We start from the raw sequence: 25,651 nt of genomic DNA on the forward strand, positions 1-25,651 counted from the left end.
TGATTATAACTATAGACTATATCAAGCTATATTAAACTTCAATTATTAAAATTGCTACTCTCATGGTACAGTAAATACCAAGTAATTCGACAAAGGAGATATTATTATGACCACAACTATCATTGGATTTCCACGTATTGGCGCTCAACGTGAATTGAAATTTGCAACTGAAAAATACTTTAAACAAACATTAACTGCAGAACAACTACTGGCAACTGGCAAACAATTGCGACAGCAGCAGTGGCAATTGTTAAAAAAAGCTGGAATTGACCAAATTCCCAGCAATGACTTTTCTTTTTACGATAATCTACTAGATACCGCTTTTTTGTTTCATGCTTTGCCAAAAGCTATCGCAACTGCTGATCTTTCTGACTTAGATAAGTATTTTGCGCTAGCGCGTGGCTATCAAGGAACAGCTGGCGACTTTAAGGCTTGGCCAATGAAAAAATGGTTCAACACCAATTATCACTACTTAGTCCCACAGTTATCTAAGGATACTAAATTTCGTTACACTGGAGGTAAAATCAAAGCAGAATTTCTTGAGGCCTTGAGTTTAGGAATTAAAACCCGACCAACTATCATTGGCCCCTTCACATTACTCCGATTAGCTGAATTTAATGAACATACTGCAGCTAAAGATTTTACTAATGATTTATTGCAAGCCTACACCGATTTGCTCCAAGACTTATGCGCTGCTGGTGCTGAATGGCTGCAAATTGATGAACCAGCCCTAGTTTATGATTTAACTCCGCAGGAAATTAACTGGTTTGCTAATTTTTATCGTCAATTATTGCCGCAAAAAGGCACTCTCAAAATTTTGCTACAAACTTATTTTGGCGATGTGCGTGATATTTATTCAGAGTTAATCAAGCTTGACTTTGATGGACTGGGACTTGATTTAATTGAAGGCAAACAAACAGCTTCACTTATTCAAAGTGGTTTTCCAACTGATAAAACCTTGTTTGCCGGAGTTGTTAATGGCAAAAATATCTGGCGCAATCATTATCAAAAGACTTTGACTTTACTCAAGCAATTGCCCGTCCAAAAACTTGTGTTATCAACTTCTTGTTCATTGTTGCATGTACCGTATAGTGTTGCTGACGAGGATTTTCCAACAGCAGTCAAAAAGCATTTCGCATTTGCCCAAGAAAAATTGCTTGAATTAAATCAACTTGATCAATTATTGCAACAACATCATCCAGAATGGTTAGCAGTCAATCAACAACTTTTCGCTCAACCGCGAGTTAAAGAAGATCCTGTTCTAAAAGAAAAAATTGCTCAACTAACCACTGCTGATTTTTCTCGTCAACCTGATTTTCAAACTCGAAGAAAAATTCAACAAACGGAACTAAACTTACCGTTATTGCCAACCACAACAATTGGTTCATTTCCCCAGACTAAAGAGGTCAAAAAAATGCGAGCCGCTTGGCATAAACATGAGATTTCAGCTGCTGATTACGAAAGCTTCGTTAAACAGCAGATTAAAAATTGGATTAGTTGGCAAGAAAAAGCTGGTTTTGATGTGCTAGTCCATGGAGAATTTGAGCGCAATGATATGGTTGAATATTTTGGTCAACATCTCGCTGGTTACCTATTTACCCAAAATGGTTGGGTCCAATCCTATGGTACCCGGGGAGTTAAACCACCAATCATCTGGGGAGACGTGGTTAGAAAAAAACCAATTACGGTCAAATGGTCAACCTATGCTCAAAGTTTAACCGCAAAACCAGTTAAAGGCATGCTGACTGGACCGGTTACAATATTAAATTGGTCATTTCCGCGTGAAGACTTGTCATTAAAAGAAGCTACTTGGCAATTAGCACTGGCCATTCAAGCTGAGGTTCTTGATTTAGAATCCCATGGAATTAAAATAATTCAAATCGATGAAGCTGCCTTGCGTGAGAAATTGCCATTAAGAAAAAGCGACTGGGATTCAGAATACCTTGCTTGGGCAATTCCGGCTTTCCGCCTTGTTCACAGTAAAGTCAAACCGCAAACCCAAATTCACACTCATATGTGTTATAGCGAGTTTGGGGATATTATTCCGGCTATTGATAACCTTGATGCTGATGTGATTTCATTTGAAGCTTCCCGCTCAAATCTTGAAATCCTAGAACAACTTCAAACACAGCATTTTAAAACTTTAGTTGGTCCGGGAGTTTATGATATTCATTCTCCACGTGTTCCAACTAAAGCTGAGATTGTTACTGAACTGCGAGAAATTTTAAAGAAAGTTCCCGCTAAAAATGTTTGGGTTAATCCAGATTGTGGTTTAAAAACACGCGGCGTAAAAGAAACTAAAGCCAGCTTGCTGAACTTAACCGCTGCTGCTCAGGAAGTTCGAAGGGAGCTGCAAGCAGATGACTAATTTGGCAGAAAAATCAAGCTTTTCTTTTGAAGTTTTTCCACCCAAAACAGCTGTTAACAATCAGAAAATTTTTCAGACATTGGATGAACTGCACGATCTTCAGCCTGATTTCATTAGTGTTACTAGCAGCAATCGAACATTGAACTTTGAAAATTCAACACTCAAATTAGCCGATTATGTCCAAAACAAATTAAAGGTTCCCGGTGTCGTTCATTTGACTGCCCGCTACTTTGATCGTAAACAAATCGATCGAATACTGGTCGAATTGAAATTTTTAGGTATCAAAAACATTCTCGTTATCCGTGGTGATCTGGCCCCAGGTCGACCACCTAAAAAAGATTTCCAACATGCCAGCGACTTGATGGCTTACATCAAATCAAAGGATGCTAATTTTCGAATTCTTGGTGCCTGTTATCCAGAAAGCCATCCAGAATCGTCAAACAAGATAAGTGATATTCACCATTTAAAAGAGAAAGTTGCTGCTGGCTGTGATTGTTTGCTTACACAGATGTTTTTCTCTAATGAAACTTTTTATCAATTTCAAGAAAACTGTGCTCTAGCCGATATTAACGTTCCATTGATAGCTGGAATTATGCCAATTGTTAACCGTGCTCAAGCTTTACATGTCTTAAAACAAAGCGAATGCTGTCTGCCCAAAAAGTTTACCCAAATGTTAGATCGTTATCAAACAGATCCAACTGCTTTGAAAGCAGCCGGCTTGGCCTATGCCATAAATCAAATAACTGATCTAGTTACTAATCGAGTTGCAGGTGTTCATTTATATACAATGAACCAGGCTAACGTTGCACGCTATATTTACCAAGCAACTAAATCACTCTTTACTATCAAAAATCCAGTTTAACTAACAAAAAACCAACATCTAATTAATTAACATGAAACAAGCATTTCCTAATCATTAGATTCTTTATCTAACAATTATGGAACACTTCAACATGCTAATCAGATGTTGGTTTTTTTAATTAAGGGTCAACTATAAATACACAATTTATTTTTTTATGAGCTGGTTTAAAATTAATTTTGCTATTGGTCGCGGTTCACCAATTTTCAATTGTTTGAAAATTCTTAAATCAGTCGTTTGATGTGCATTTAAAAAAATTAATTGATTAGGTGTATGTCGTCGGAACTTGACATATAAATTAGGAATAATCACATCTAAAACGCCATTGACTACTTGCAAATCAGCTGCTAATTTTTGTAAAACTGGCAAGTAAGAAGGATCAATTTCAGAAAACATCTCCAAATATTCTTCACCAGTTTGATAGCTACTATCAAACCGCAACAATAGTTGGGTACCGCGTGGTAAAACGGTTGTCAACTGCTGCCCCTGTAAATCAATCACAGTTGACTCAATTGTTTGAAAGGGAAAATCTCGTTGCTGTTGTCGAAATAACTCTTGTTTTTTTCTGATCAATTGTTGAATCGTGGAATGACCATCCCCAACAATTTGTTGTGGCAAACGCTCCAAGACGCTAAGTGGTTGGCCACCAGCAATCAAAATCCGGTAGCAAGTTCCTGGTTGAGCTTGCTCAATCAAACAACCAGCATCATTTTGCAAAACTTGCTTGATTTGCTGCCACAAAAACTTAGTCGACGGCGGCAAGCGAAAAACCTGGCTACCAGTATAATGTTGTCCTTTAATCGCAACCGCTACTTTTGCAAAATTAGGATATTTCTGCTGAAACTCAGTTTTATTTCGAATCAACCATTGGGCTGGAACCTGCCAACCGGCAGCTGCAGCTAATTGATTGGCTAACTGACGATTTTTCCAACAGCGCTGACCTAAATTGCCAGTACTATCAGTCAACAAACCATCACCAATCAAGTGACCAGCAATTTCAACTAAGTGTTCAGCTGGTGAAATAATCTGGAAAGGTTTTCCTTGACTAAATGCAGCAGTTAACAGTTCAGCCGAATTATGATCAAGTAACTTTTCTTGCTGCCATTCCACTAACATTTTTGTTTGATTTTTTTGAGCTAATTGATTAAGTTTCAGTGAATTATTTCCCAATTGACGGACAATGCGACCGCTGAGATTTTGAGATCCGTCTACTAAAGCTAACCGCCAATATTCAAAATCATCAGCTAAGTTTTGTGAACTAGCAGCTATTTTGCTGAAATCCGCTAAATGATTAAGTAGCTTAATTGCCGTTTTTAGTTCAGGGACACCGGCAAATGGATTTCCCAACACCACTTGACGCGTAAGTTTGTTGGAATGCTGTAAATCGACATCTATGTTGGCAGTTGGTACCCCAGGACTTGTCCAAAAATAAGCAGTCAATAATTTCAATAGACGCAAAGAAGCTGGATTTACCCCACTGCTGTAAAATGGATTAAGTTCCATTCCAGTAGTCTCAATTCCGCCAACAATTTCAACTATTTGTTGGCCAACTCGCATTTGACTTAAGATTGGCTGGAAGCTAAAGTTTTGCCAATCAGAAGCGGTTACGCTTTGCGGAACTTTTACTATTTGTCGATTTTTGGCAGTAAATTGTTGTTGCCAAAAATCACTGCGGTGAATTTTCCCGGTTCCTTGTGGAGTAGCTGCTGTTAAATAGCGAAAAATCCATTGATACTTGTTTAATTGTTGTAAAATTTTCAAGTAGGTTTGCGAACGATAGGTTAAATAATTAACCCCGAGCACCTTAAATTTTTCTTGATAACTTTGTTGCAATAATGCTTCTGGTAATTGCCAACGTAATGTTATGCCCTTATCAGCTGCATTTAAAGATGTCTGTGGTTTTAAATAGTATTTATTATTTAACGTCTGCAGCAACAATTGTGTTGTAAGTTCTAAACGCTGCAAAACACCTTTTTGGGATACCCAGTTGGGCGTTTTTAACAGCAAAATGTCAGTTGCTGTTGTCCAACTAACATTTTCACCAACTGCATCTGGTAGTAGATTTGCCAAATTAACAGTTTCGCCATTTTGCTGACAAACTTGACGGCTAACCGTTAATTGCCAACGTAAACGCATTGCAGCTGATAAGTAGCCATTTTTTTTCAACCAATTTCCAAAATCATCAAATTCCATCGCAAATTCCTCCGTCTGCTAATTCAATTTAATTATACCAAATCTGTACTTTTCTGCTTTAAAAATCAATAAACTAGAGTTGATTTCCTTCAAGTTACTGATTAACTTGGGAAAATGTTATAATTATTCCAATAGTAATTTTAAAAAGGAGGCTGTATTTTAGTTGAAACCACTTGCTTTTCGAATGCGTCCGCGCGTTATTGATGAAGTTATCGGTCAACAACATTTAGTCGGTCCTGGTAAAATCATTCGCCGGATGGTAACTGCAAAAATGTTATCCTCGATGATTCTTTATGGGCCACCTGGTACTGGTAAAACTAGTATTGCCAGTGCCATTGCCGGCTCAACCAAATATGCTTTACGAACCTTAAACGCTGCAACTGATTCGAAAAAAGAACTTGAAGCAGTAGCAGCCGAAGCAAAAATGAGTGGGACGGTTATTTTGATGCTTGACGAAATCCATCGCCTAACCAAACCCAAGCAAGATTTCTTACTGCCTCACTTAGAAAGTGGTCGAATCATCCTAATTGGCGCTACAACTGAGAATCCATACATTGCAATTAATCCAGCTATACGGAGTCGTACCCAGATCTTCCAAGTTAAACCTTTAAGTGAAAATGACATTAAAACAGCAATTAACCGTGCGCTAACTGATTCCGAACGCGGTCTAGGCAAAATGAAAATCCAACTTGAACCCGCCGCTGAACAATTACTCACTCAAGTAACTCATGGTGATTTGCGCAGTGTTTTGAATGCTTTAGAGCTCGCAGCCAAGTCAACTCCGCCCAGTGGAGAAAATCAGGAAATTAAGTTAACGCTAAAAATTATTGAAGAATGCATTCAACATAAAGCATTAGTCCAAGATAAAGATGGCGATGCCCACTATGACGTGATTTCGGCATTTCAAAAATCAATTCGTGGCTCAGATACCGATGCTGCCCTACACTATTTAGCTCGTTTACTGGCAGCTGGAGATTTGGTTAGTGTTTTTCGGCGACTATTAACTATTGCTTATGAAGATATTGGCCTAGCCAACCCTACCGCCGCATCGCATACGGTCGCGGCTATCACTGCCGCTGAAAAAATTGGTTTGCCCGAGGCACGAATTCCGTTAGCCGCTGCTGTCATCGAACTTTGTATTTCGCCCAAATCTAATGCTGCCATCACAGCAATTGATGCTGCCTTAAAAGACATTAATCAAGGGAATTATGGTGATGTGCCTGACCACTTAAAAGATGCTCATTATCAAGGTGCACAAAAGTTGGGTCATGGCATCGACTATAAATATCCGCATGATTTTAATCACGATTGGATTGCTCAACAATATCTTCCAACTAAATTAAAAAATAAACGTTATTTTCAACCGAAAGGTAATAGTCGTTTTGAAGTACAGTTAAAAGAGCGCTACCAACGCCTTAAAAAAGCGCAAGAGCAACAATTACCACCACGCCAATAATTTGAAAAAGCTACTTTAGTATGCTAGAATAAAATCAAATCTGAGATGTGCGCGTTATCTCATAACGTAAGGTTGACCGAACACCTATATAATTGGTCTTTGAAATGAAATATTAATAACATGCCTCTTTGAGGAAGTTAGCAGTATTTCTATTGAAGACCCCCTGCTTGTCAGCGGGTTCAACTACAGAGATGATTAACGGCATCATGCGGATTACAAAGTTTATCTTTGGTAAAGGGGCTGTGACAAAAACAATATTTTGTTCAGCTCCTTTTACTATTTATGAATAATCTTACTTAATTAACTATCACGAAAAAGGAAGCTGAACTTGTGAATTTTTTAATCAATCTTTTAGCTGGTCTCTTGGCTATTATTCTATTAATTTTAGGCTTGTATTTATTTAAGCAACGACAAACTGAACTTTTTCAGCAAGCAGCTGCGCGAAATCATGGCTTAAAAAAACTATTTCAAATTTTAGGGACAGTTTTAATCATTTTGGCAATTGCGACCGTCGCGACTATCTTTTTAAAATCAGTTTTATGGTTAGCTTTAATCCTAATCATTGACGCTATCATAGTTATTTTAGTGCCATTTTTATTATTAGCTGCTTTCCCGCAAAATCGTTAAATTTTTAGTTTTGTATTTTCTGATTATTTAAGGTAAAATGGAGTTGAGAAAAAGAAAGGGTGATGACAATGCTACAGCAATATAATAATATTCTTGTTCCGATCGATGGTTCTAAAGAAGCTGAATTAGCTTTTAAAAAAGCCGTCGCTGTTACTCGACGAAACGGCGAAACAGCGAAATTACATCTCTTACATGTGGTTGATACACGTGCTTTCCAAAACATTTCAAGTTTTGATACCGCGATGGTCGAACAAGTTACTGAAACTGCTAAAAAAACGTTAGAAAAATATGTTGCAGAAGCACAAGCAAGCGGATTAAAAAACATTGATTATTCAATTGAATATGGTGCTCCTAAGGTTATTATTGCTAAAGAAGTTCCTGCTGAAAAAGATATTGATTTAATTATGATTGGTGCAACTGGTTTGAACGCTGTCGAAAGATTGTTAATCGGATCAGTTACCGAATATGTTACACGAACCGCTGCTTGCGATGTGTTAGTTGTCAGAACTGATCTTGATAATAAGCCCGTTATAGCTGAAAAAAAGCCTAAGAAATAACTTAATAAGCAAAAAGCCAGTGATTAATAACAAGTCACTGACTTTTTTTGTGATTTAATCTAATCAGCCTCAAGCAAAAAGACTATTCTTTTGCTTCACTCTTAACCGACTGCAGATAACGATAAACACTTGGTTCCGAAACCTTCAGCACTTTAGCAGCAACCCCCACAGCATCTTTCAACAAAAAATAGCCTTGATGATGCAATCGACGAACAACCTCAAGTTTGTCTTCTCGTTTTAGATAATTAACTGAAATGTTCTTCTCACTACAAATCTTATTAACTTCGCTTTCAGCCAGCTCATTAATATTAGAAGTCAAGTGTTCTGGTTCAACCTGAGCAGCAACTAATTTCTCTCGTCCAGCAACAGTCGATAATTTGCTGCTGTTTAATTTTTCTTCCGGCTCTAGATGCTTATAATCAACCACAATTTGATCAACCAACTCTTTTAATTTATCGAAAGCACTATCATCGGTATTAATACAAATCATCGCTACTAATTCTTCTTGATACCGAATAAAAAATGTTGATGACCGTAAAGTATGTCCCCCCGGGAAACCCCTTGATAGTTCGCCAAGAATTGACTTTTTTCGCGTTTCCCAGCTTGCATTGTTCGCAAGGCTAAATTTGTTGCTGGGTCACCAATTTTTCGTTTTGAAACAGTAGCATTCCGAATAGCAATTACTGAATGATCTAAATCAGTTAAATCATTTAAAACAACTTCACTGGTGTTTCCCAGAATTTCAGCTAAAAAATCAACCATTGGAATAAAGCTTCTAATATAAGTATAAATTTTCTGTTGTCGATCCATCATTTATCACTTCTTTCACTCAAAAATAACAACTTAATAATATTTTATCACTTTCGATTTTCGAATGGGCTTTCGATTGTTCTAAAAAACTCAACATTACTTAACAAAATAAACAAACTTCTTACAAAACTAAACTTTCCACTTTGAACTAGCAACAATTTTTGCTTTAAAATACTAAAAAGACTGGACAAATTTGTCACAGTCTTTTTGATAGTTTAACTCTATTTTTCTAATTATCGGCTACTGTCTGTCCAAAAATTTTCATCTTTAATTTCAATCCTGTTGGTGTTCCCGCAACTCCTCCGAGACCAGTTTCACGCAAAGCCCGTGGCAGTCCTTTACCAACTCGATCCATAGCTTGAATTACTTCATCAGCTGGAATTTTGTTTGTCAAACCTGCAAGTGCCATATCAGCAGCAATCAACCCATTGCCGGCTCCGATTGCATTACGTTTAACACATGGCAATTCAACTAATCCAGCTACAGGATCACAAACTAATCCTAATAAATTACTAATTGCCATCGCAAGAGCTTCAGCTGATTGCTCAGGCGAACCACCAGCCGCTTCGACAGCTGCAGCGGCTCCCATCGCCGATGCACTGCCAACTTCTGCTTGACAACCACCTGTTGCCCCAGCAATTCCAGCGTTATTAGCAATTACCATTCCAAACGCCCCTGCTGTAAAAAGAAAACGAACTTGCTGTTCATGATTGAGTTGCAAGCGTTTTGTTATGGTAAACAAGATTCCTGGCAAAGTACCAGATGAACCAGCTGTTGGCGTTGCACAAATCACTCCCATGGCTGCATTAACTTCGTTGGTCGCAATTGCATTCTGGACAGCTGCAATCATAGTATCACCTGACAAAGTAGTTTTTTCTTGCCGGTACTTCTGTAACAAAACAGCTTCGCCGCCGGTTAAACCAGTTTTACTGAAAACTCCGTCACCAGTAACACCTTTTTTTGCTGCATTTTCCATGACGGCGAGATTTTGTTCCATTGCTTGCCAAACCTCTTCTCGCGTTGCTTGATTCTCATTGATTTCTTGTTGAATCATTAGTTCTGATATTGATTGTTGCTTCTTTTTAGCATCGTCAACTAATTCTTTGATATTTGTATACATAGCCATCACACCCCTTAATAATTATAAATAAATTAACTCTGGTAGCTTATCAGATAGTTCAGCTATATCATTGCTTCTTAAACGACGGCTTAAATCATATTCAAAAATTTGTTGCTGGTCACTAGTACCATATTTATTCGTTTGATAAATTTGTGCCAGTTTTTTTAAACTTTTTTCGACAATTTCATTATCCGAGCTTTGACCTTTAACTAGTACAATAGGTAGTGGTCCCTTAGGTTTAATACTAAAACCGTCTAATTGAATTTCACGAATTTCAATTGTCCCCCCACCGATCGAACAACCTGCTAACTTAATTTGCTTGTCAGTATTTTCCAATTCAATAATCGCTGTGTTTGGATGATTAATGGGACTATCAACAGTTTCTTCAATAAACTTAATCTTAATTCCCTTTGACTCTGCAATTTTAATTGCATTCGGAACCCGCGAATCATCAGGTGCAAAGCCTAAGATACCACTGATAATCGCGTAATCCGTTCCATGTCCTTTGTGTGTTTGAGCAAAAGACTCATAATAATGAACAACAATTTTTTGTGGTAAACCATTAAAAACTTTATTTGCTGCACGACCAATGGCAACTGCACCAGCTGTATGCGAACTAGAAGGGCCAATCATAATCGGACCAATAATATCAAAAACACTTTTATAATTTGCCATAATTATTATCTCCTTTTTTATGCTTTAACACTTGCAACTGTTTTTTCTTCTGTTTGATGTTCATCGCGAATTTCAGCAACGGTATGAATATCAAAGTGTTTAAACATCAAACCACCTAAATAACCCCAAATTGTACTATTAATTAAAATCAGTAAAACTGCTTCTAAAGTTTTAATTGCAGGATTAAATCCAAATGCAACAATTAAGCCAGCCCAAGGAGTTGCCATCCCAGTAACATTAATCACTAAGCCAAACATCGTAATAATAATTCCATTAACTGCTCCAGCAAAAGCATTTGTTAAAAAAATTGGAATAGGATTGGCCGCAATAATGTCGATTTGAGTCAAAGGTTCAATTGTAACTGCTAGCGTTGTTGAAAAATCTCCAAATTTTAATTTTCTAAATAGGGTAAAGTTTAAGAAAGAATTGCCGGTACAACCTAGAGCACCAATTGCCATCGGCACACCCGTCAAACCGATTAAACTAGTTAAAACCATTGATGATAAGGGCGTCATTCCAACAATCGGAATAATCATTCCTAAGATTGCTCCCATGAAGATAGGATTTCCTTGAGTGGCTGTTGTTACTGATGTACCGATTACATGTAAAATGAACAATACCCCAGGGGAAATTAAATTAGCAATCAAGTTTACTAACATTGGACCAACGAGAACAATAACAATTAAATCTAATCCGTCTGTAACTTTTTTTTGCAACCATTTTATCAAAAAAGAAATTAGATAAGCAGCAATAAATGCTGGTAATAACTTGACTTTTAAAAGTGAAACTCCGAGCAAAATTGCAAAAACTGGACTAATTCCAAATGCTAAAGGCACCAGAGTACCAGCCGCTAATCCACCAAGTGACCCCATTGTGTTACCAATCTGTTTTGCAAATTCAACATTAAAAACCCCACCAATTGCATAACTTAGAAATGCCTGTGGTAAAAATGTAGCACAAGCAGCTCCTGATAAGGCACTGACAGCTTTTTTACCGTTAGGCGCTTTAAAAGTGAAAAGCGTCATAATCCCGATTACTGAAAGTAATACTAAAACGCCGGTAATAATTGACATAAGAATCTCCTCCATTTGATAATTTGCTGCAGCAGTTGTGAATAAAAGCACATAAAATGTGATAAATAATTATTTCTACGTTTAGATTCTATCACATTGATACTTTTTTTTCAGCATAATAATATAATTTCAAATGGAAATTTAATTATCCAAAAAAAAAAGCTGGAAGAATTTCTTCTTTCAGTTCTTTTTTTCAAAATTTAACTACTCTGATTAAATTTAACCTTAATAGCGTTCATTTAAAACCTGCTAATTAATATTAAATTATTCTGAGAATTTATAAAACTTAGCCTACTCTACATGATGAGCCTTTTTGGCAGCAGCTAATTGATCATCTTGCGTAATTACTTTAACCCCATCCATATATGGAACCAAAGCTTCCGGAATTTTAATTGACCCATCTGCTTGTTGATAATTTTCCATAATAGCTGCTACTGTACGACCAACCGCTAACCCTGAGCCATTCAATGTATGGACATATGCCACACTTCCATCTTCCTTTCGGTAACGAATCATTGCTCGACGCGCTTGGAAGTCCAAGCAATTTGAACATGAGCTGATTTCACGATAAGTATGTTGGTATGGCATCCAGACTTCAACATCATACGTTTTCGCTGATGAAAAACCTGTATCACCAGTTGAAAGCACAATTACATGATGAGCTAGTCCTAATCGTTTCAAAACCTCTTGAGCATCAAGCGTTAATTTTTCGAGTTCTTGATAAGAATTTTCTGGTTTAACGTACTTAACCATTTCAACCTTATTGAATTGATGCATCCGAATCAATCCTCGAGTATCACGACCTGCACTACCAGCTTCTGAACGAAAACATGGCGTTAAAGCAGTCAGATAAACCGGTAATTGTTTTTCATCCAAAATTTCTTGTGAATAATAATTTGTCAGTGGGACCTCTGCTGTTGGGATCAAGGTCATACCAGTTGCTTCAACTGTGTAAACATCTTCTTTAAACTTAGGAAATTGACCGGTACCAAACATTGTGTTCCCAGTTACTAAATATGGTGGTAATACTTCTTGATAGCCTTGTTCTTTAGTGTGTAAATCTAACATAAAATTATAAACTGCCCGTTCCAAACGCGCACCAGCATTTTTATAAAAGACAAATCTTGCACCTGAAATTTTGGCAGCCCGTTCAAAATCAAGCATTTGCAAATCATCACCTAAATCCCAGTGAGCTTTTGGTTCAAAATTAAATGTTGGGATAGTCCCCCATTTTCTGATTTCAACGTTACTATCTTCATCAGGTCCAACAGGAATACTATCATCTGGTAAATTAGGTAAACGAACTGCAATATAACGGAATTTTTCTTCTAGTTCAGCTACTGTATTTTCCAGTGTTTTGATTTTTTGGTTCAATCCCTTAACTTCAGCAATTAATTCTTGCCGCTGATCGTTGCCGGTTGTTTTCTGCCGAATTTGATCAGTTAACTGATTCTTTTGACTTTTCAAATCTTCAACTTGTTTAATTTGAGTTCTTCTTTCTTGATCGAGCTCAACGTATTGATCAATTTCTTCTCCCTTAACTCCACGATTAGCTAGTTTTTCACGTACAATTTTTTCATTTTCTCGAACATATTTTGGATTTAACATAAAAATTCACTCCTCATATTATATTAATTAATTTCCTACAAAAAAAATCCCATAGCCTGCTAACACAAGCTATGGGATGTCATTTATCAACATGGTACCACCCAAGTTAACTGCAGTCCGGACTACAGCACTCTTTTAGTTAACGATAACCCGTTCTGATTTAATTCACCAGAAAAACTCCGCAGCGGATTCAATCAGCTCCATTAATCACTTTCCAGCAACCGTGACTCTCTTAAATAACTTTACTGATTTACTATCTGTTTCAACATTACTAATTAATTTACAACCACACTATAATTCAAAATATGTATCATGTCAATAAAATTTTATCAACAAGAATAAAAAAATTAGGATCATAACCAAACAAAGTTTGCTTATGATCCTATCATGACTGACTTGAACCAGAGTCAGATTCCATCAGTACTCCACCTCCTATTTAATTAATTTATATTACTTGTTCCGTTTGCATTTCCTGCAATACTAATACCACTTGTTTCAAATGTTGATAATCTTTTTCCGTGTAATCTTTTTTGTGTGCTTTAATATCAAATTCACGAATTCTCGGTCCGACTTCCATTGCAAGCCTCGTCATTACTTCACCGTATGTCATAAATTTCACCCTCCACATTTACCTTAATTTTTCATCCTCGAGCTGCTGCGTCTCAGCTAATTGCTTACCATGTATTTTTTTACCCGCTTGAAAAAAGCTAAAAAACAAGTAAGCAGTAAAAAATTGCGAAACAAAAAACAAAAAAGTCATAGCTGTCAAACCAATTGTCAAACCAATAATCAGCCAAATTAAGTACAAGTATGCTCCAGGTCCTAGCAACCCGACGCCAATTGGGCGATTGGTAAGTCCTAACCAATATTCTAGCAACCCTAAGCTGAAAAGTGCCACTAGAAATAATGCAAACAGCCAATATTCCATCATAGTCTCACCTTCTTTAGCTATAATTGCTGTAATTGTAGCACAAAAAATAAAAAAGTAAACTTTTTCTGCTCATAATTTTTAAGAATAAATCGAACTTTTAGACTTGATTTGCTACTATATCAACAATTCATCCGGAAAAAACGGTTTTTTTACCTATGATTGATTAAAATATTTCGTGATAATTATTTATCGACGTGAAAAAGTTTTTTCGAGCTGTTACTAGATTCATTAGTAATTTTTTATCACTATAATAATTTTCTATCTTAAAGCAACAAAAAAATAACTGAACCCCATACATGGTTCAGTTACCTAAATTTTCATATTTTTAAATTCGTTGACTATTTTTTCTTTAAAGAGTCCGGAAGCTTCTCTTTACCTAATTCAACAAAGTCATAATGTAACTTAGCATTATCATTGAATTCATCAATGGCTAATTGTATCAGTTGATCCAATAATTCACTATACTCAATGCCTGAAACTTTCCACAGTTGCGGGTACAATGAAATATTTGTAAAACCAGGAAGTGTATTAACCTCGCCGAAATATGGTACATTGTTTTGATCAACTAAAAAGTCCATCCGAGCTAATCCACGATTATCCAAAATCTTAAATGCATCTAGCGACATTTGTGTAATCTCAGCAGCCAAATCTTCTGGCAAATCAACTGGTAAATCAAATACAACGCCTGATGCGTCAACAAATTTATTATTGTAATCATAAAATTCATCACCAGTTGGAATTTCAATTGCACCTAATTTTGAAGCTTTTGGATTGCGGTTGCCTAAAACAGAACATTCAACTTCACGTGGACCCTGAATTGCTTCTTCAACCATCACTTTATAGTCATAATTAAAAGCATCTGTCAGTGCGCGCTCAAATTCAGCAGCATTTTGTACTTTATAAATGCCGACTGATGAGCCTTGCCGTGCCGGTTTGATAAAGAGAACTTGACCTAACTTTTGACTGCATTTTTCATATGAAAAATCGGATCGATTTTCTGGAGTTACTACGACATATTTAGTATTACGCACACCATGAAGCGTCAGTAATTGTTTGGTTAGATCCTTATCAAAAGAAACCCCGGATGATGCTACTCCACTACCAATCCACGGCTTATTAAGCAAACGAAACAATCCCTGAACTGTTCCATCTTCTCCCATGTTTCCATGAATTACCGGATAAAACACATCAATGTCTTTTACTTCAGAAATATTCTGAATATTTGCTAACGGATTTGAGAAATCCACTTTTGGCATAATTTCAGCCATAACCTGGTCCTCATCCTCACCATCGAAGATGCGCATCGAGTCTTTGTTTCCTAACAGATAACCATTTTTCGCAAACATAAATACTGATACATCATACTTATCTTTGTTCAGTCCATCATAAATATTATGGGCTGATCTTTTTGAAACGTCATGCTCTGAAGAGTTACCGCCAAAAAATAAAGCAATGTGTAATTTCTTTTTTCCCATTGTATCGCTCATTCCTATCGAAAATATCTTATTATACGGTTTATTTTATTATACTATAATAATTTGCTTAACGCAGTATAAAATAGTAATTTTTTTCCTGATAGCATCATATCATGTTTTACTACTATTTGTCAGTTAAAAAAACTTTAATTTCATTTTTTTCAGTTTGCTTGCTGCTAACTAGTCATAGCGTGTTAGAATTAAATTAGAAAATTAAGATTGAGGTGAAGCTATGGCAGGCAAACTTTTCGGAGTAATTTACCTTACTCCACGACAAATTAAGTTATCAATCATTGATCTGAAGACCTTAAAATTAATTGAAAGTTCTACTGCAACCTATTTTCAAGTAACTGATGAACATTATCCTAAAAACATTCAAATGGTAGCTGAAAAACTTAGAGGATTTCAGCAATTACTTAGAGACTATGGTGTAAAGAATTATCGTTTATGGGGAAATCAACAATCACTTGATGATGTCAGCGCTCGTTATTTGGCCGAACAAATTTTTGTTCGGACGGGAATTCATGTTCACTGGCTGAACATCAGTCAATTAACCTATTACAAAGCAATTGGCATTATCACCCATCTAGATAATTTTAAAGAAATTACTTCAGAACAGACATTTTTACTGAGTCTGGGTTCAGAACGTGTTTCGCTTTCCCAGTTCCAACAACACAAATTCGTCTCAACTTGGAACATTGATTTAGGCTCGGAACACCTATCTGATCTTTCTGATGTTATTGACCTTAGTCCCAGCGATCCAATTGAAGTCGTTGACGATTATATTGGCAGTAAATTGGAAAATTTAAGACATGTTTTGACTCCGAATCAGCAAGCACCTCATTTAATTTTGCAAGATGCCCGTGCTTTAAATCAAAAATTAATTCCGCATGGTCAAGATACTGTTTTACTAACACTTGAGCGCTTTAATGAATTGTTTGAAATGGTAATCCATTCTTCCGAACAATTTTTAATCAATTACTTCGACATCGATGAACACATTGTTGAGCGCTTAATTCCAAATTTCATTTTAATTGAAAAAATTATTCGCCTTTTAAATGTTCAGCAGTTAATTTTAAGCAACATTACGGTTTCAGATGGTTTAGCGATTGAACAAGCGCAAAAAAATCGACTAATCAAACAAGATCTCAATAATATCATTTTAACTTCAGCTGAAAATATAGCCAATCGCTATTTAACAAGCCACTCACATCGGCAAATTGTTACCAGTTTAGCACTCCATTTGTTTGACCAGCTTAAAAAACTACATCATCTAGGCAAGCATGAACGACTCTTGCTACAAATTGCGGCTACAGTCGATGATATTGGCAATTATATTAATCAGCATGGACATTATCGGCATTCTGCCTATATTTTGGAGGCTAACAAGCTAATTGGTCTGTCTGATGACGAAAATCAATTAATCGCTGAGATTTCTCGCTATCATAGTAGTGAGGCCCCCGAAGTTGATGAACCACATTTTCAACGGCTTGCGCCGGCAGTTCAAATGAAAGTAGCTAAATTAGCAGCTATGCTACGCTTAGCTGATGCACTGGACGATTCTCGAGAAGAAAAAATCCAGAAAATTTCAGTTTCTTTACAAACGGATCAGTTGATTATTTATGCTTATGCTACTCAAAACATTGCTCTAGAAAAATGGTCCTTCAAAAACAAAGCAGCTCTTTTCACTGAAGTTTTTGGTATTCAACCGATTTTGAAACAACGGAGGCGTCTTAAATGAAATCAAAATTTAATAAGCATGCGTATTTTAAAAATCGCGAACTTAGCTGGCTTGATTTTAACGGCCGTGTACTTGAGGAAGCACGGGATGCAGAAAATCCTTTGCTAGAGCGAGTTAACTTTTTAGGAATCACACAAAGCAATGTTGATGAATTTTTCATGGTACGAGTTGCTTCGTTAAATAAAATGTACTCGGTTGGTATTAAAACCACCGATGCATCTGGTATGACCCCCAAGCAACAAATTGATGCTATTAATGCTTTGGAACAAGAAATGGTGGTTAAACGTTATAATACCTTTAACCGCTCGTTACTGCCGCAATTAGAAAAAAATGACATAAAAATAATTAAACCCAATCAAGCTGATGCAGCACAATATCGTTTCTTGCAAAGATATTTCAATGATGAACTCTACCCTGTCCTAACACCGTTAGCCGATGATTCATCACGACCTTTTCCGTTTATCAGTAATAATTCGCTCAACTTGGCTATTAGGATTCAAGAAACTGCCAACCATGAAAATAAGCGTTTTGCGACAGTTCGAATTCCAGAAATCTTTGGCCGCTTAATTAAGATTCCCCATGCAGCGAATACATTCGTCTTAATTGAAGAAATTATCAAAGAATTTCTTAGTAGTCTTTTTACCGGTTATCGTGTCAGTGAAGCGGCTACTTATCGAGTAATTCGGGATATGGATCTAGATGTTGCTGAAGAAGACACGTCTGATCTGCTTCGTGAAGTCCAGAAACAATTAAAGAAACGTGAACATGGCAATGTTATGCGACTAGAAATTGAAAGCACCATGAGTAAACATCTCAGCAAGCGGCTAATTCAAACTCTTAACGTTGACCAAAGTGCTGTTTATCGGATTAATGGACCTGTTGATCTGACATTTTTGAAGAAGCTGTCTGGTAAAGTTGATGGTCACGATGATCTGCGTTATCAACCTTATCGTTCCTTTGTTGAGCCTAAGTTAAGTGAAGGCCACAATATATTTGCTGCAATTCGTCAACAAGACTTTTTAATGCAGCATCCTTATGATTCGTTCAACTCGGTCGTTCGTTTTATTGAACAAGCAGCACTTGATGCAAATGTGTTAGCAATTAAAATGACTTTGTATCGAGTTTCTGGTAACTCACCAATCATTAAATATTTAGGCTTAGCAGCGCAACATGGTAAACAAGTTACCGTTTTAGTTGAAGTCAAAGCCCGCTTTGATGAGGAGAATAATGTCCGTTGGGCTAAACAATTAGAAAAAATGGGCTGTCATGTAATTTATGGATTGGTTGGCCTAAAAACTCACTGTAAAATGGCCTTGGTTATTCGACGTGATGAGGATGGTATTCGTCGCTACATGCATCTTGGAACGGGCAATTACAATGACGTAACAGCCAATTTTTACACCGATATGGGTATTTTAACTGCTAACATTGATATGGGAATCGATGCTTCTAATATCTTTAATATGCTATCTGGCTATGCTAAACCACCTTACTTTCACAAACTTCATATCTCACCTAATAAAATTCGCGATTTTATTAATCGAAAAATCGACGATGAAATCTTACACGCTCAGAATGATCAACCAGCTGAAATCCGGATGAAAATGAATTCACTGTCTGATCAACAGATTATTGCTAAACTTTATCAAGCTTCAGCTGCGGGAGTTAAAATTAAATTAATTGTCCGCGGAATTTGCTGTTTAAAAACCGATATTCCCGGCATCAGTGAAAATATTGAGGTTCATTCAATTGTTGGAAGATTTTTGGAGCATAGTCGCATTTACTATTTCTATAACCAAGGCAATCAAGACATTTATTTATCTAGTGCTGACATGATGACCCGTAATCTTGATCGACGGGTAGAATTGCTTTTCCCCGCTTTGCAAGCAGATATCAAAGCCAAAATTATTTCAATTTTCGATTTGCTGTGGCAAGATAATATTAAAACCCGTGCCTTGCATGATGATCATTTTGCACGAATTGATCGACGTGGACTTGCTCCTTTGAATTCCCAAGAGTTTTTTGTTGCAGAAGCAGTGAAGAAAAACCATTTACTTTTAGAACACCGCCGACAAGCCAAAAAACAAGCAACTGTTTTTCAACCCATGATGCATCATGAGAGCTCATTAAATCCTAATAAAGACTCACAGGAGGAATAAATTAAATGCTAAACTTTGCTGTAATTGACCTAGGCTCTAATTCAATCCGGATGAAAATTTCACAAGTAAATCCAGATGGAAGTTATAAGGTCACTCATCAATTAAAAGAAATGGTCCGCCTTTCAGAAAATATGGGCCCAGAAAAAATTCTTCAACCTGAACCGATAAAGCGAACCTTGAAAGCACTTAGTGAATTTAAAAAAATTTACAGCAAAATCCCGGAATTAAAATTAGAAGCTTTGGCCACAGCAGCTGTTAGACAGGCTGCTAATCAGGCTGAGTTTTTGAACCAAGTTAAAGAAAAAATCGGTCTTGACTTTACCGTAGTTTCCGGAGATCATGAAGCTTACTTAGATTTTTTAGGTGTTAATCAGACTTTAAAAATCGGAAAAAAATGTTTAATCATGGATACTGGTGGCGCAAGTACTGAATTAATTTATGTTGAAAATCAAAAAATCAAAAACTTAATCAGCTTGCCTTTTGGTTCAGTTACAATTTCCCAAAAGTTTAATTTAAATAATCAAATTAAACCGGCTGATTTGTTTTATGCTATGACTGAAGTTGAACAACAGTTGACCGATATCGATTGGATTTTGGAAGCTCATAAATCCAATCTAGTGGCACTTGGCGGCAGTAATCGAACCCTGGCTAAGATTGCTCGGCGCCAGCAATTCAAAGATAGTCTTCCCAGCCTGCATGGCTACCAGTTAGCCGCTAACCAAGCAGTCGACATTTTTGCTGAGTTAACTAGCTTAGATCGAACCGGACGAGGGGATATTCCAGGCCTAGCCAAAGTTCGAGCAGATGTCATTGTCGGGGGACTAATTCCTTTGACCTTACTATTACGAGTACTTCACGTTCCTAAAATTCTTTTTTCAAATTGCGGCCTGCGTGATGGAGCACTCTTTAATTATTTAAATGAACATCAATTACCTGTTAAAAACGAAATCACCAACTAATTGAGCAACAAAAGAGACGATCTTTTCAGCAATAATCTTCTAAAACTTAAGCTTAGGAAGGTTATTGTGCAGAAGTGATCGTCTCTTTTATTTTTTTTAAAACTATAGTGCTAAAACAGCATCATTATTTTTAATAGTTCCTAACATTTGCTGAGCCATTGTGCCATACTTCTTTTTTGGATGCGTTAAATGGTACTCACAAATATCAAGTGCACATTGCAGCAGCAAACAACGTTGTAGAGCGTGGCTTGGAATCTCAAAACTATATTCCGTTTCATAACCATCAAGAAATTTTTGCCGTAAACGTGAAGACTTAACTTCATTATAAAAAAACTTGATAAAGTCTTGGTAGCTGACTCCCATATGCGATCGTTCAAAATCAATCAAAATTAATCGGTCATGGTAATGCATAATATTACGGACACTAAAATCACCATGCAAAACAACTTTTGGCAATTGTTCAAACTCCACATCAGCAGCAGTTAAATCTGATTTTAATAAGGCCAAGCTAGCTTCAGCAGCTTCAGCATAGACACTTGACTGTAACCGTGCTACCTGCTGTTTTAGCTGAGAAGATAGTGGTAAGTCAGCAGTAGTTACTGTTACCTTACCGGTTAGCTGTTTGTGAAAATCACCTAGAAGTTTACCAAATTCATAAGCTGAATGTTCATTAATTGCCTGGCTATCAAACTCTCTTAAGTGTCGATTTCGCAAAGTAATTACATAATTGTCTTCAAAAATAACACTATCTAAATATACATCTGGAGCATATACCTGATTAACGTGCTGTTCGGCATAAAACATATCTTTTTCTTTAAAAATTTTCACAAATAGTGCGCCATGAAACACTTGACTATTACCAATCAAATGCTGGTTTCCAGCAACATCATGGATACTTTTTAGCTCTGCCTGATAATAATCATTCAAAAAGTCGATCAACATGTTTTTCATCCCCGTTCTGCTGTTTATTTAATTGTACTTTAATTACTGCAATTTTAGCAACCGTTCATCATTGGTTTAAGCTTTAAAATTGCGTTAACTCTGTCAAACAGGTAAAATCAATGAAGATTAAAAAGGAGTTATCTTATATGTCTAAAAATCAAATATTAAGCGCCCTCTCTTATCTATCAATTTTATTTGCTCCCTTTATTTTTCCGTTAATTGTCTGGATTGTCTGTCGCGATGAACCAATTATCCGCCACCACGCTGCAACTGCTCTCTGGCTGCATTTAATTCCAATCCTATTATGCATCGCAGCTATCATCTTTCTAGGAATCAGTGGTTTAATTACCCAACATGTCCAATATCTTGGTGCTGGAGTAGTTATCATTTTAGGTTTGATTTTACTCATCAGTTTATTTATTTTTATATATAATCTCTATCGCGGGATCAAATTGTTAGTCGATTAATTTTCGCTGCTAATTGTTAGAAATAGTTTTGATCTGCTTGCTTCGGCACTTGATCAAAAAAACAAAGAATTACTTGCAGCTGGTACGTTTTATTCATGCTTGAACCGTTAAAATTCAATTAAAACACCTTTTACTAATTGATTCGACTTGTTCCATCCTGATAATTTAAAGTTACTCCACTTTGAACGTTAAAAATATAAACATTGAAGTGAACTGCATTACTGCCAACTGACTGAGCTTCCATTTGAACACCACGTGGCAATAACTCATTTCCCCGAAAAATCGGTGTCACACGATATCTAACATATCCATTAGGATTTTGTTTCAAGTAATAAGCAATATCATCTTCGTGGGCCAGCATTTCTGGAGCATTCAATTCACGAGTACCGGTAATCAGGTTTTTAGGATTGTTATTTTGACCACTTAATTGATAACCAATTAAGTGGCTACGGTTATACAACCAACCTGAGGCAATTTTTTTATTATGCCAACCAGTTGGATTCCAAGTTAATTCAGTTCGTTTGACTGTTGGCATTAGGGACTTGTTCAGTAAAGCATTCGCCACACCAGCACGATTTAGGCGATCTAAATTACTATAGGTTTGCCAAGCCCCGTTGACAGTCCTCAAATCAGTCGTCGTAAAATTAGGTGTATTGTTATTAATAGTAATTTCATTTTGACCAGAGTAATCTTTTTCTGCTAATTGCTGAGTTTCATTCTGGACAGTCGAGGAATTTTGAACAGTTGTGGCCCCCGAAGTAGCAATTGATGCTAGTTTTTGATGCCAATACTTGATTCGCCGATTTTGAATTGTTATTTGGTGTTTGGTTTTTTTTAGCTGCTTTTGCAACTTGCTGATTTGCTGCTGCTTTGTTGCAACAGCTTGAACTGTCGGTTGAACAGTAATCATACAAACTAAAAAAATTAGCCCAGTTGCTATTAAAATTTGAATTATTTTTTTCATTTTATCTCAGCGCCTTTCGATACCCAGCAGCCTGTGCTTGTGCTTCAGTTGAAAAGTAAACTGCATTGGTCGAATTCATTTGATATCCAGCCTGTCCTGGAACATGATAAATATGCGAATTACGATTGCCAACAATTGCACCCTGCCCCGTTGTTACTTTTTCAGCAGAGCTAGTTTCTGCTGTTATAGCCGAAGATGAAGCAGAACTGGTTGAACTGCTGATTGTTCTAGTTGTCGCTGAACTACTAGCCTTGATTTTTTCAGTACTAGAACTATTAACCTCAGCGAGTGAAGCCGAATTATAGGCTTTTTTCAAAGATGTTGCTTGGTATTTTTTTTGTGCTAATTTTTCTTTTAAAGAACTCGATGATTTTGAAAGTCGGCTTTCTTGCTGCGCCAAACTTTCTTTGGATGTTGTTACCGCTGCCGCCTGTTGTGAACAGCCACCTAACATACCAATTATCCCCAATAATGCAGCCATTTTGATTATTCTTTTCATTTCTTTTGTGGCCTCCTAATAAATAACTACTATTTTCGTTAACTATATTCTACAATAAAATTAAAGGAGTGACGCATAATGAAAAGTATCTTAATTGTGACAACCGAAAATATTCCCGGAAAGAAATACCAGGCTCTTGGTGAAGTCTTTGGTGTTACTACTCAATCTAAAAATGTTCTGCGCAATATTGGAGCCGGTTTAAAAAACATTGTCGGCGGAGAGATTAAAGATTACACTAAAATGTTGGAAGAATCGCGTCAAGTCTCAGTTGAACGCCTTCGCCAAAATGCTGCCAAAATGGGGGCTGATGCAGTTGTTATGATGCGATTTGATTCCGGCTCAATCGGTCAAGATATGCAATCAGTGGTCGCTTACGGAACGGCTGTTAAGTATTTATCTGAATAAAAAATAACCGAACGCTGTCATGTAATGAAGTGACAACAGTTCGGCTATTTTTTTACATTTCATTATTGATTAACATCAAATACATAACTCGTTGGATAAAATTCAAGTCGATAGGCGCGATAAACATAGGCTTTGATTGATGCATTTTTAACTGTCGCATTCCAAACTTGTTGCCCTTGAGAATTGACTTCAATAATGTTACTTTCTTTGCCATTATTTTTATAACCGAAGTCCAGTAAAACATTTCCATTTGCCAGTTTCTGGGCAAAACCAATCACTACCGTAAAATTCTTTTTCCCAAGTTGTTTGCCATATGACCAAGTTTGTTTAATCGTTTTTTGTTTGTCATTAATTTGATAAATTACTCCTTCAGAATATTTTCCAGAATTCTTTTTGTCACCATTAGTTACAGAGACATTATTATTGTACAAAATAATGGTTTCTTTACCATTTTTATGACTTAAAAGATATAACCCATGTTGACCACCAGTTGTCGTTGTACCCTTAGTTTTTTTCAATAAATATTTACGATATTTTTGTGGCCAGGTTGAACTCTTCTTTCCACTATAGATCCACTTGATCTGATTTGTCCGATAATCAAGTTTCATAATTAAATCTTGATTTCGACTCGAGACTAAAATACTGTGATCAGTTTTATCATAATCAACCGAATTTTGATGAAACCAATCCATCTTACTGTCATCACCCTTAGTAAAAGATTTCCACATCGATTTAGGCAAAAGGCGCTTAAAATCAATCACTTTAACAACTTTTCCCGTTTTGTAGGAAATTTCAGCTAATGTATCTTCTTTATACCGACTGCTGCCATCTGAGACAGTTGCTAGAATATTTCCGTTAGGTAAACGAGTTAAGTCATGATGAATCAACGTCGTATACTGAACCTCTGATTTAGTTGCATCAGTTGACCCGGCTTTAGCTGAGAATTTAAACTCTTTATATACCCGGCCCAACAAATCAGTTTCAATCAAATCATTATATGTTTCCCCTGACTGATCAGACTTTGTTAACATCATAAAATGTCCTTTAGTCCATTTTTTTAACATATGCTGCGAATAAAGTGTTGAGTACCAACGAACTTCACCATCACTATCAACCGCAAATGGTTCTTTAGTTGTTCGGTTAAGCAAAGTTAACTTGTTACTGCCTAATTCCATTTGGCTAGTGTTTTTGTTTGAAACAGTTATTTTTGCAGTTTTAATATATTTAGGTAACGCACCAGTTTTAATTGATAATTGCTTAACATCAGTAATTCCATTTTTATATTGAACTTTGATGGTAACTTGATTATTATAAGCAGCATATAACCCAACGATTGGTACCTGATGTTCTTTGGAATACTTTCCATTTACTTGATTCGAAATTGAGGTCTTAGTTGTTTTTCCCTGTACAGTATAAGAAACCTTAGCCACCGAACTCGTCTTAAAAATAATTAAGGCGGTTAATGGTGATGTTTGGTAAGGATTTAATTTAACATATGGAGTATTCAAATTATATTTTGAAGATTTAACAATTTTTTGATATTCTTTTGTAATTTTCTGCTGATCTTCTTGACGATTATTAACTAATTTACTACCAATATTTTTCTTTATTTGTGCAGTACTTAATAATTTAAAACTATTTTTCCCTGATTTTTGCTGGTTTTGCCACCAATAAAAAGTACCACTAATTAATATGATTCCAAACAATATTAAACTACTAATAATCTTATATTTCTTTTTCAAAAGTAACACATCCTTATCATT

At 36.3% G+C, this 25,651-nt stretch carries 23 protein-coding genes, 1 other RNA gene, 1 pseudogene and 1 other annotated feature; of the genes and pseudogenes, 11 read left to right on the forward strand and 14 right to left on the reverse strand.

Going from position 1 to position 25,651, the window contains the following annotated elements:
• Positions 1-106: 106 nt before the first annotated feature.
• A complete protein-coding gene (metE, locus tag G6O73_RS05990) occupies positions 107-2,368 on the forward strand; it encodes a 5-methyltetrahydropteroyltriglutamate--homocysteine S-methyltransferase (protein ID WP_057885516.1) in 2,262 nt (753 codons plus the stop codon).
• Entirely contained in the window at positions 2,361-3,230 is an 870-nt protein-coding gene (metF, locus tag G6O73_RS05995; RefSeq protein ID WP_057885515.1) for a methylenetetrahydrofolate reductase [NAD(P)H], read from the forward strand. Before metE ends, metF begins: the two co-directional genes overlap by 8 nt.
• Positions 3,231-3,374: 144 nt before the next feature.
• Here the strand turns inward: metF and G6O73_RS06000 are convergent, their stop codons facing one another.
• On the reverse strand, positions 3,375-5,420 hold the full coding sequence (locus G6O73_RS06000; RefSeq protein WP_057885514.1) for a hypothetical protein: 2,046 nt from the start codon (positions 5,418-5,420) through the stop codon (positions 3,375-3,377).
• A gap of 163 nt (positions 5,421-5,583) precedes the next feature.
• Between G6O73_RS06000 and G6O73_RS06005 the strand changes: the two genes are divergently transcribed.
• The 4 genes from G6O73_RS06005 (at position 5,584) to G6O73_RS06020 (ending at position 8,060) form a co-directional block, all read left to right on the forward strand.
• Positions 5,584-6,876 (forward strand): replication-associated recombination protein A, encoded by a 1,293-nt coding sequence (locus G6O73_RS06005; protein ID WP_057885513.1) that lies wholly within the window; start codon positions 5,584-5,586, stop codon positions 6,874-6,876.
• 34 nt (positions 6,877-6,910) lie between these two features.
• Positions 6,911-7,095: non-coding RNA, 6S RNA (gene ssrS, locus G6O73_RS06010), on the forward strand.
• 111 nt (positions 7,096-7,206) lie between these two features.
• Positions 7,207-7,503 (forward strand): hypothetical protein, encoded by a 297-nt coding sequence (locus tag G6O73_RS06015; RefSeq protein ID WP_057885512.1) that lies wholly within the window; start codon positions 7,207-7,209, stop codon positions 7,501-7,503.
• Positions 7,504-7,571: 68 nt separating this feature from the next.
• A complete protein-coding gene (locus tag G6O73_RS06020) occupies positions 7,572-8,060 on the forward strand; it encodes a universal stress protein (protein ID WP_057885511.1) in 489 nt (162 codons plus the stop codon).
• Between the two features lie 82 nt (positions 8,061-8,142).
• On the opposite strand, the gene G6O73_RS06025 is transcribed toward G6O73_RS06020, so the two are convergent.
• From G6O73_RS06025 to G6O73_RS06060, 9 genes are all read right to left on the reverse strand, one after another.
• Positions 8,143-8,640, reverse strand: a complete 498-nt coding sequence (locus tag G6O73_RS06025) for a helix-turn-helix domain-containing protein (RefSeq protein ID WP_245002973.1) — start codon at positions 8,638-8,640, stop codon at positions 8,143-8,145.
• Complete coding sequence (locus tag G6O73_RS12790; RefSeq protein ID WP_245002970.1) at positions 8,556-8,870, reverse strand: PAS domain-containing protein; 315 nt, start codon at positions 8,868-8,870, stop codon at positions 8,556-8,558. Before G6O73_RS12790 ends, G6O73_RS06025 begins: the two co-directional genes overlap by 85 nt.
• Positions 8,871-9,099: 229 nt before the next feature.
• Entirely contained in the window at positions 9,100-9,990 is an 891-nt protein-coding gene (gene sdaAA / locus G6O73_RS06030) for an L-serine ammonia-lyase, iron-sulfur-dependent, subunit alpha (protein WP_057885509.1), read from the reverse strand.
• A 21-nt stretch (positions 9,991-10,011) separates the two neighbouring features.
• A complete protein-coding gene (gene sdaAB / locus G6O73_RS06035) occupies positions 10,012-10,668 on the reverse strand; it encodes an L-serine ammonia-lyase, iron-sulfur-dependent subunit beta (RefSeq protein ID WP_202813142.1) in 657 nt (218 codons plus the stop codon).
• A 14-nt stretch (positions 10,669-10,682) separates the two neighbouring features.
• On the reverse strand, positions 10,683-11,738 hold the full coding sequence (locus tag G6O73_RS06040; protein ID WP_057885507.1) for a PTS sugar transporter subunit IIC: 1,056 nt from the start codon (positions 11,736-11,738) through the stop codon (positions 10,683-10,685).
• A 291-nt stretch (positions 11,739-12,029) separates the two neighbouring features.
• Positions 12,030-13,346: a serine--tRNA ligase gene (gene serS / locus G6O73_RS06045; RefSeq protein WP_057885506.1), complete on the reverse strand. Its 1,317-nt coding sequence runs from the start codon at positions 13,344-13,346 to the stop codon at positions 12,030-12,032.
• Positions 13,347-13,415: 69 nt separating this feature from the next.
• Positions 13,416-13,621, reverse strand: a binding site (T-box leader).
• 170 nt (positions 13,622-13,791) lie between these two features.
• The gene (locus tag G6O73_RS06050) at positions 13,792-13,956 is read right to left on the reverse strand and encodes a hypothetical protein (protein WP_157056666.1); all 165 of its coding nucleotides are present in this window, start codon (positions 13,954-13,956) and stop codon (positions 13,792-13,794) included.
• Positions 13,957-13,974: 18 nt separating this feature from the next.
• Positions 13,975-14,274 (reverse strand): hypothetical protein, encoded by a 300-nt coding sequence (locus G6O73_RS06055; protein WP_157056665.1) that lies wholly within the window; start codon positions 14,272-14,274, stop codon positions 13,975-13,977.
• A gap of 341 nt (positions 14,275-14,615) precedes the next feature.
• On the reverse strand, positions 14,616-15,752 hold the full coding sequence (locus G6O73_RS06060; RefSeq protein ID WP_057885504.1) for a D-alanine--D-alanine ligase family protein: 1,137 nt from the start codon (positions 15,750-15,752) through the stop codon (positions 14,616-14,618).
• A gap of 232 nt (positions 15,753-15,984) precedes the next feature.
• On the opposite strand from G6O73_RS06060, the gene G6O73_RS06065 reads away from it, so the two are divergent.
• The 3 genes from G6O73_RS06065 to G6O73_RS06075 are packed head-to-tail and all read left to right on the forward strand — an operon-like array spanning position 15,985 to position 20,611.
• Positions 15,985-17,493, forward strand: coding sequence for a hypothetical protein (locus G6O73_RS06065; RefSeq protein WP_057885503.1), 1,509 nt, complete (start codon positions 15,985-15,987; stop codon positions 17,491-17,493).
• On the forward strand, positions 17,490-19,652 hold the full coding sequence (locus G6O73_RS06070) for an RNA degradosome polyphosphate kinase (RefSeq protein ID WP_057885502.1): 2,163 nt from the start codon (positions 17,490-17,492) through the stop codon (positions 19,650-19,652). Before G6O73_RS06065 ends, G6O73_RS06070 begins: the two co-directional genes overlap by 4 nt.
• Before the next feature lie 5 nt (positions 19,653-19,657).
• Positions 19,658-20,611, forward strand: coding sequence for a Ppx/GppA family phosphatase (locus G6O73_RS06075; RefSeq protein WP_057885501.1), 954 nt, complete (start codon positions 19,658-19,660; stop codon positions 20,609-20,611).
• 102 nt (positions 20,612-20,713) lie between these two features.
• Here the strand turns inward: G6O73_RS06075 and G6O73_RS06080 are convergent, their stop codons facing one another.
• On the reverse strand, positions 20,714-21,553 hold the full coding sequence (locus G6O73_RS06080; RefSeq protein ID WP_057885500.1) for a phosphotransferase: 840 nt from the start codon (positions 21,551-21,553) through the stop codon (positions 20,714-20,716).
• Positions 21,554-21,699: 146 nt separating this feature from the next.
• On the opposite strand from G6O73_RS06080, the gene G6O73_RS06085 reads away from it, so the two are divergent.
• Complete coding sequence (locus G6O73_RS06085; protein WP_057885499.1) at positions 21,700-22,020, forward strand: magnetosome magnetite crystal formation protein family; 321 nt, start codon at positions 21,700-21,702, stop codon at positions 22,018-22,020.
• 133 nt (positions 22,021-22,153) lie between these two features.
• Here the strand turns inward: G6O73_RS06085 and G6O73_RS06090 are convergent, their stop codons facing one another.
• Both G6O73_RS06090 and G6O73_RS06095 read right to left on the reverse strand, forming a co-directional pair.
• Positions 22,154-22,930, reverse strand: a complete 777-nt coding sequence (locus tag G6O73_RS06090; protein ID WP_415585042.1) for a DNA/RNA non-specific endonuclease — start codon at positions 22,928-22,930, stop codon at positions 22,154-22,156.
• Positions 22,931-22,985: 55 nt separating this feature from the next.
• Positions 22,986-23,138 (reverse strand): annotated as a pseudogene (locus G6O73_RS06095) (sunset domain-containing protein); the annotation flags it as partial.
• Positions 23,139-23,570: 432 nt separating this feature from the next.
• Between G6O73_RS06095 and G6O73_RS06100 the strand changes: the two are divergent.
• Positions 23,571-23,888 carry a heavy metal-binding domain-containing protein gene (locus tag G6O73_RS06100; protein WP_187327502.1) on the forward strand — a complete coding sequence of 106 codons (318 nt, stop codon included), beginning with the start codon at positions 23,571-23,573 and terminating at the stop codon, positions 23,886-23,888.
• Positions 23,889-23,950: 62 nt separating this feature from the next.
• On the opposite strand, the gene G6O73_RS06105 is transcribed toward G6O73_RS06100, so the two are convergent.
• Complete coding sequence (locus tag G6O73_RS06105; RefSeq protein ID WP_057885495.1) at positions 23,951-25,630, reverse strand: aryl-sulfate sulfotransferase; 1,680 nt, start codon at positions 25,628-25,630, stop codon at positions 23,951-23,953.
• Positions 25,631-25,651 lie beyond the last annotated feature (21 nt).

This window comes from Liquorilactobacillus nagelii DSM 13675 (assembly GCF_019444005.1).
Taxonomy (GTDB): domain Bacteria; phylum Bacillota; class Bacilli; order Lactobacillales; family Lactobacillaceae; genus Liquorilactobacillus; species Liquorilactobacillus nagelii.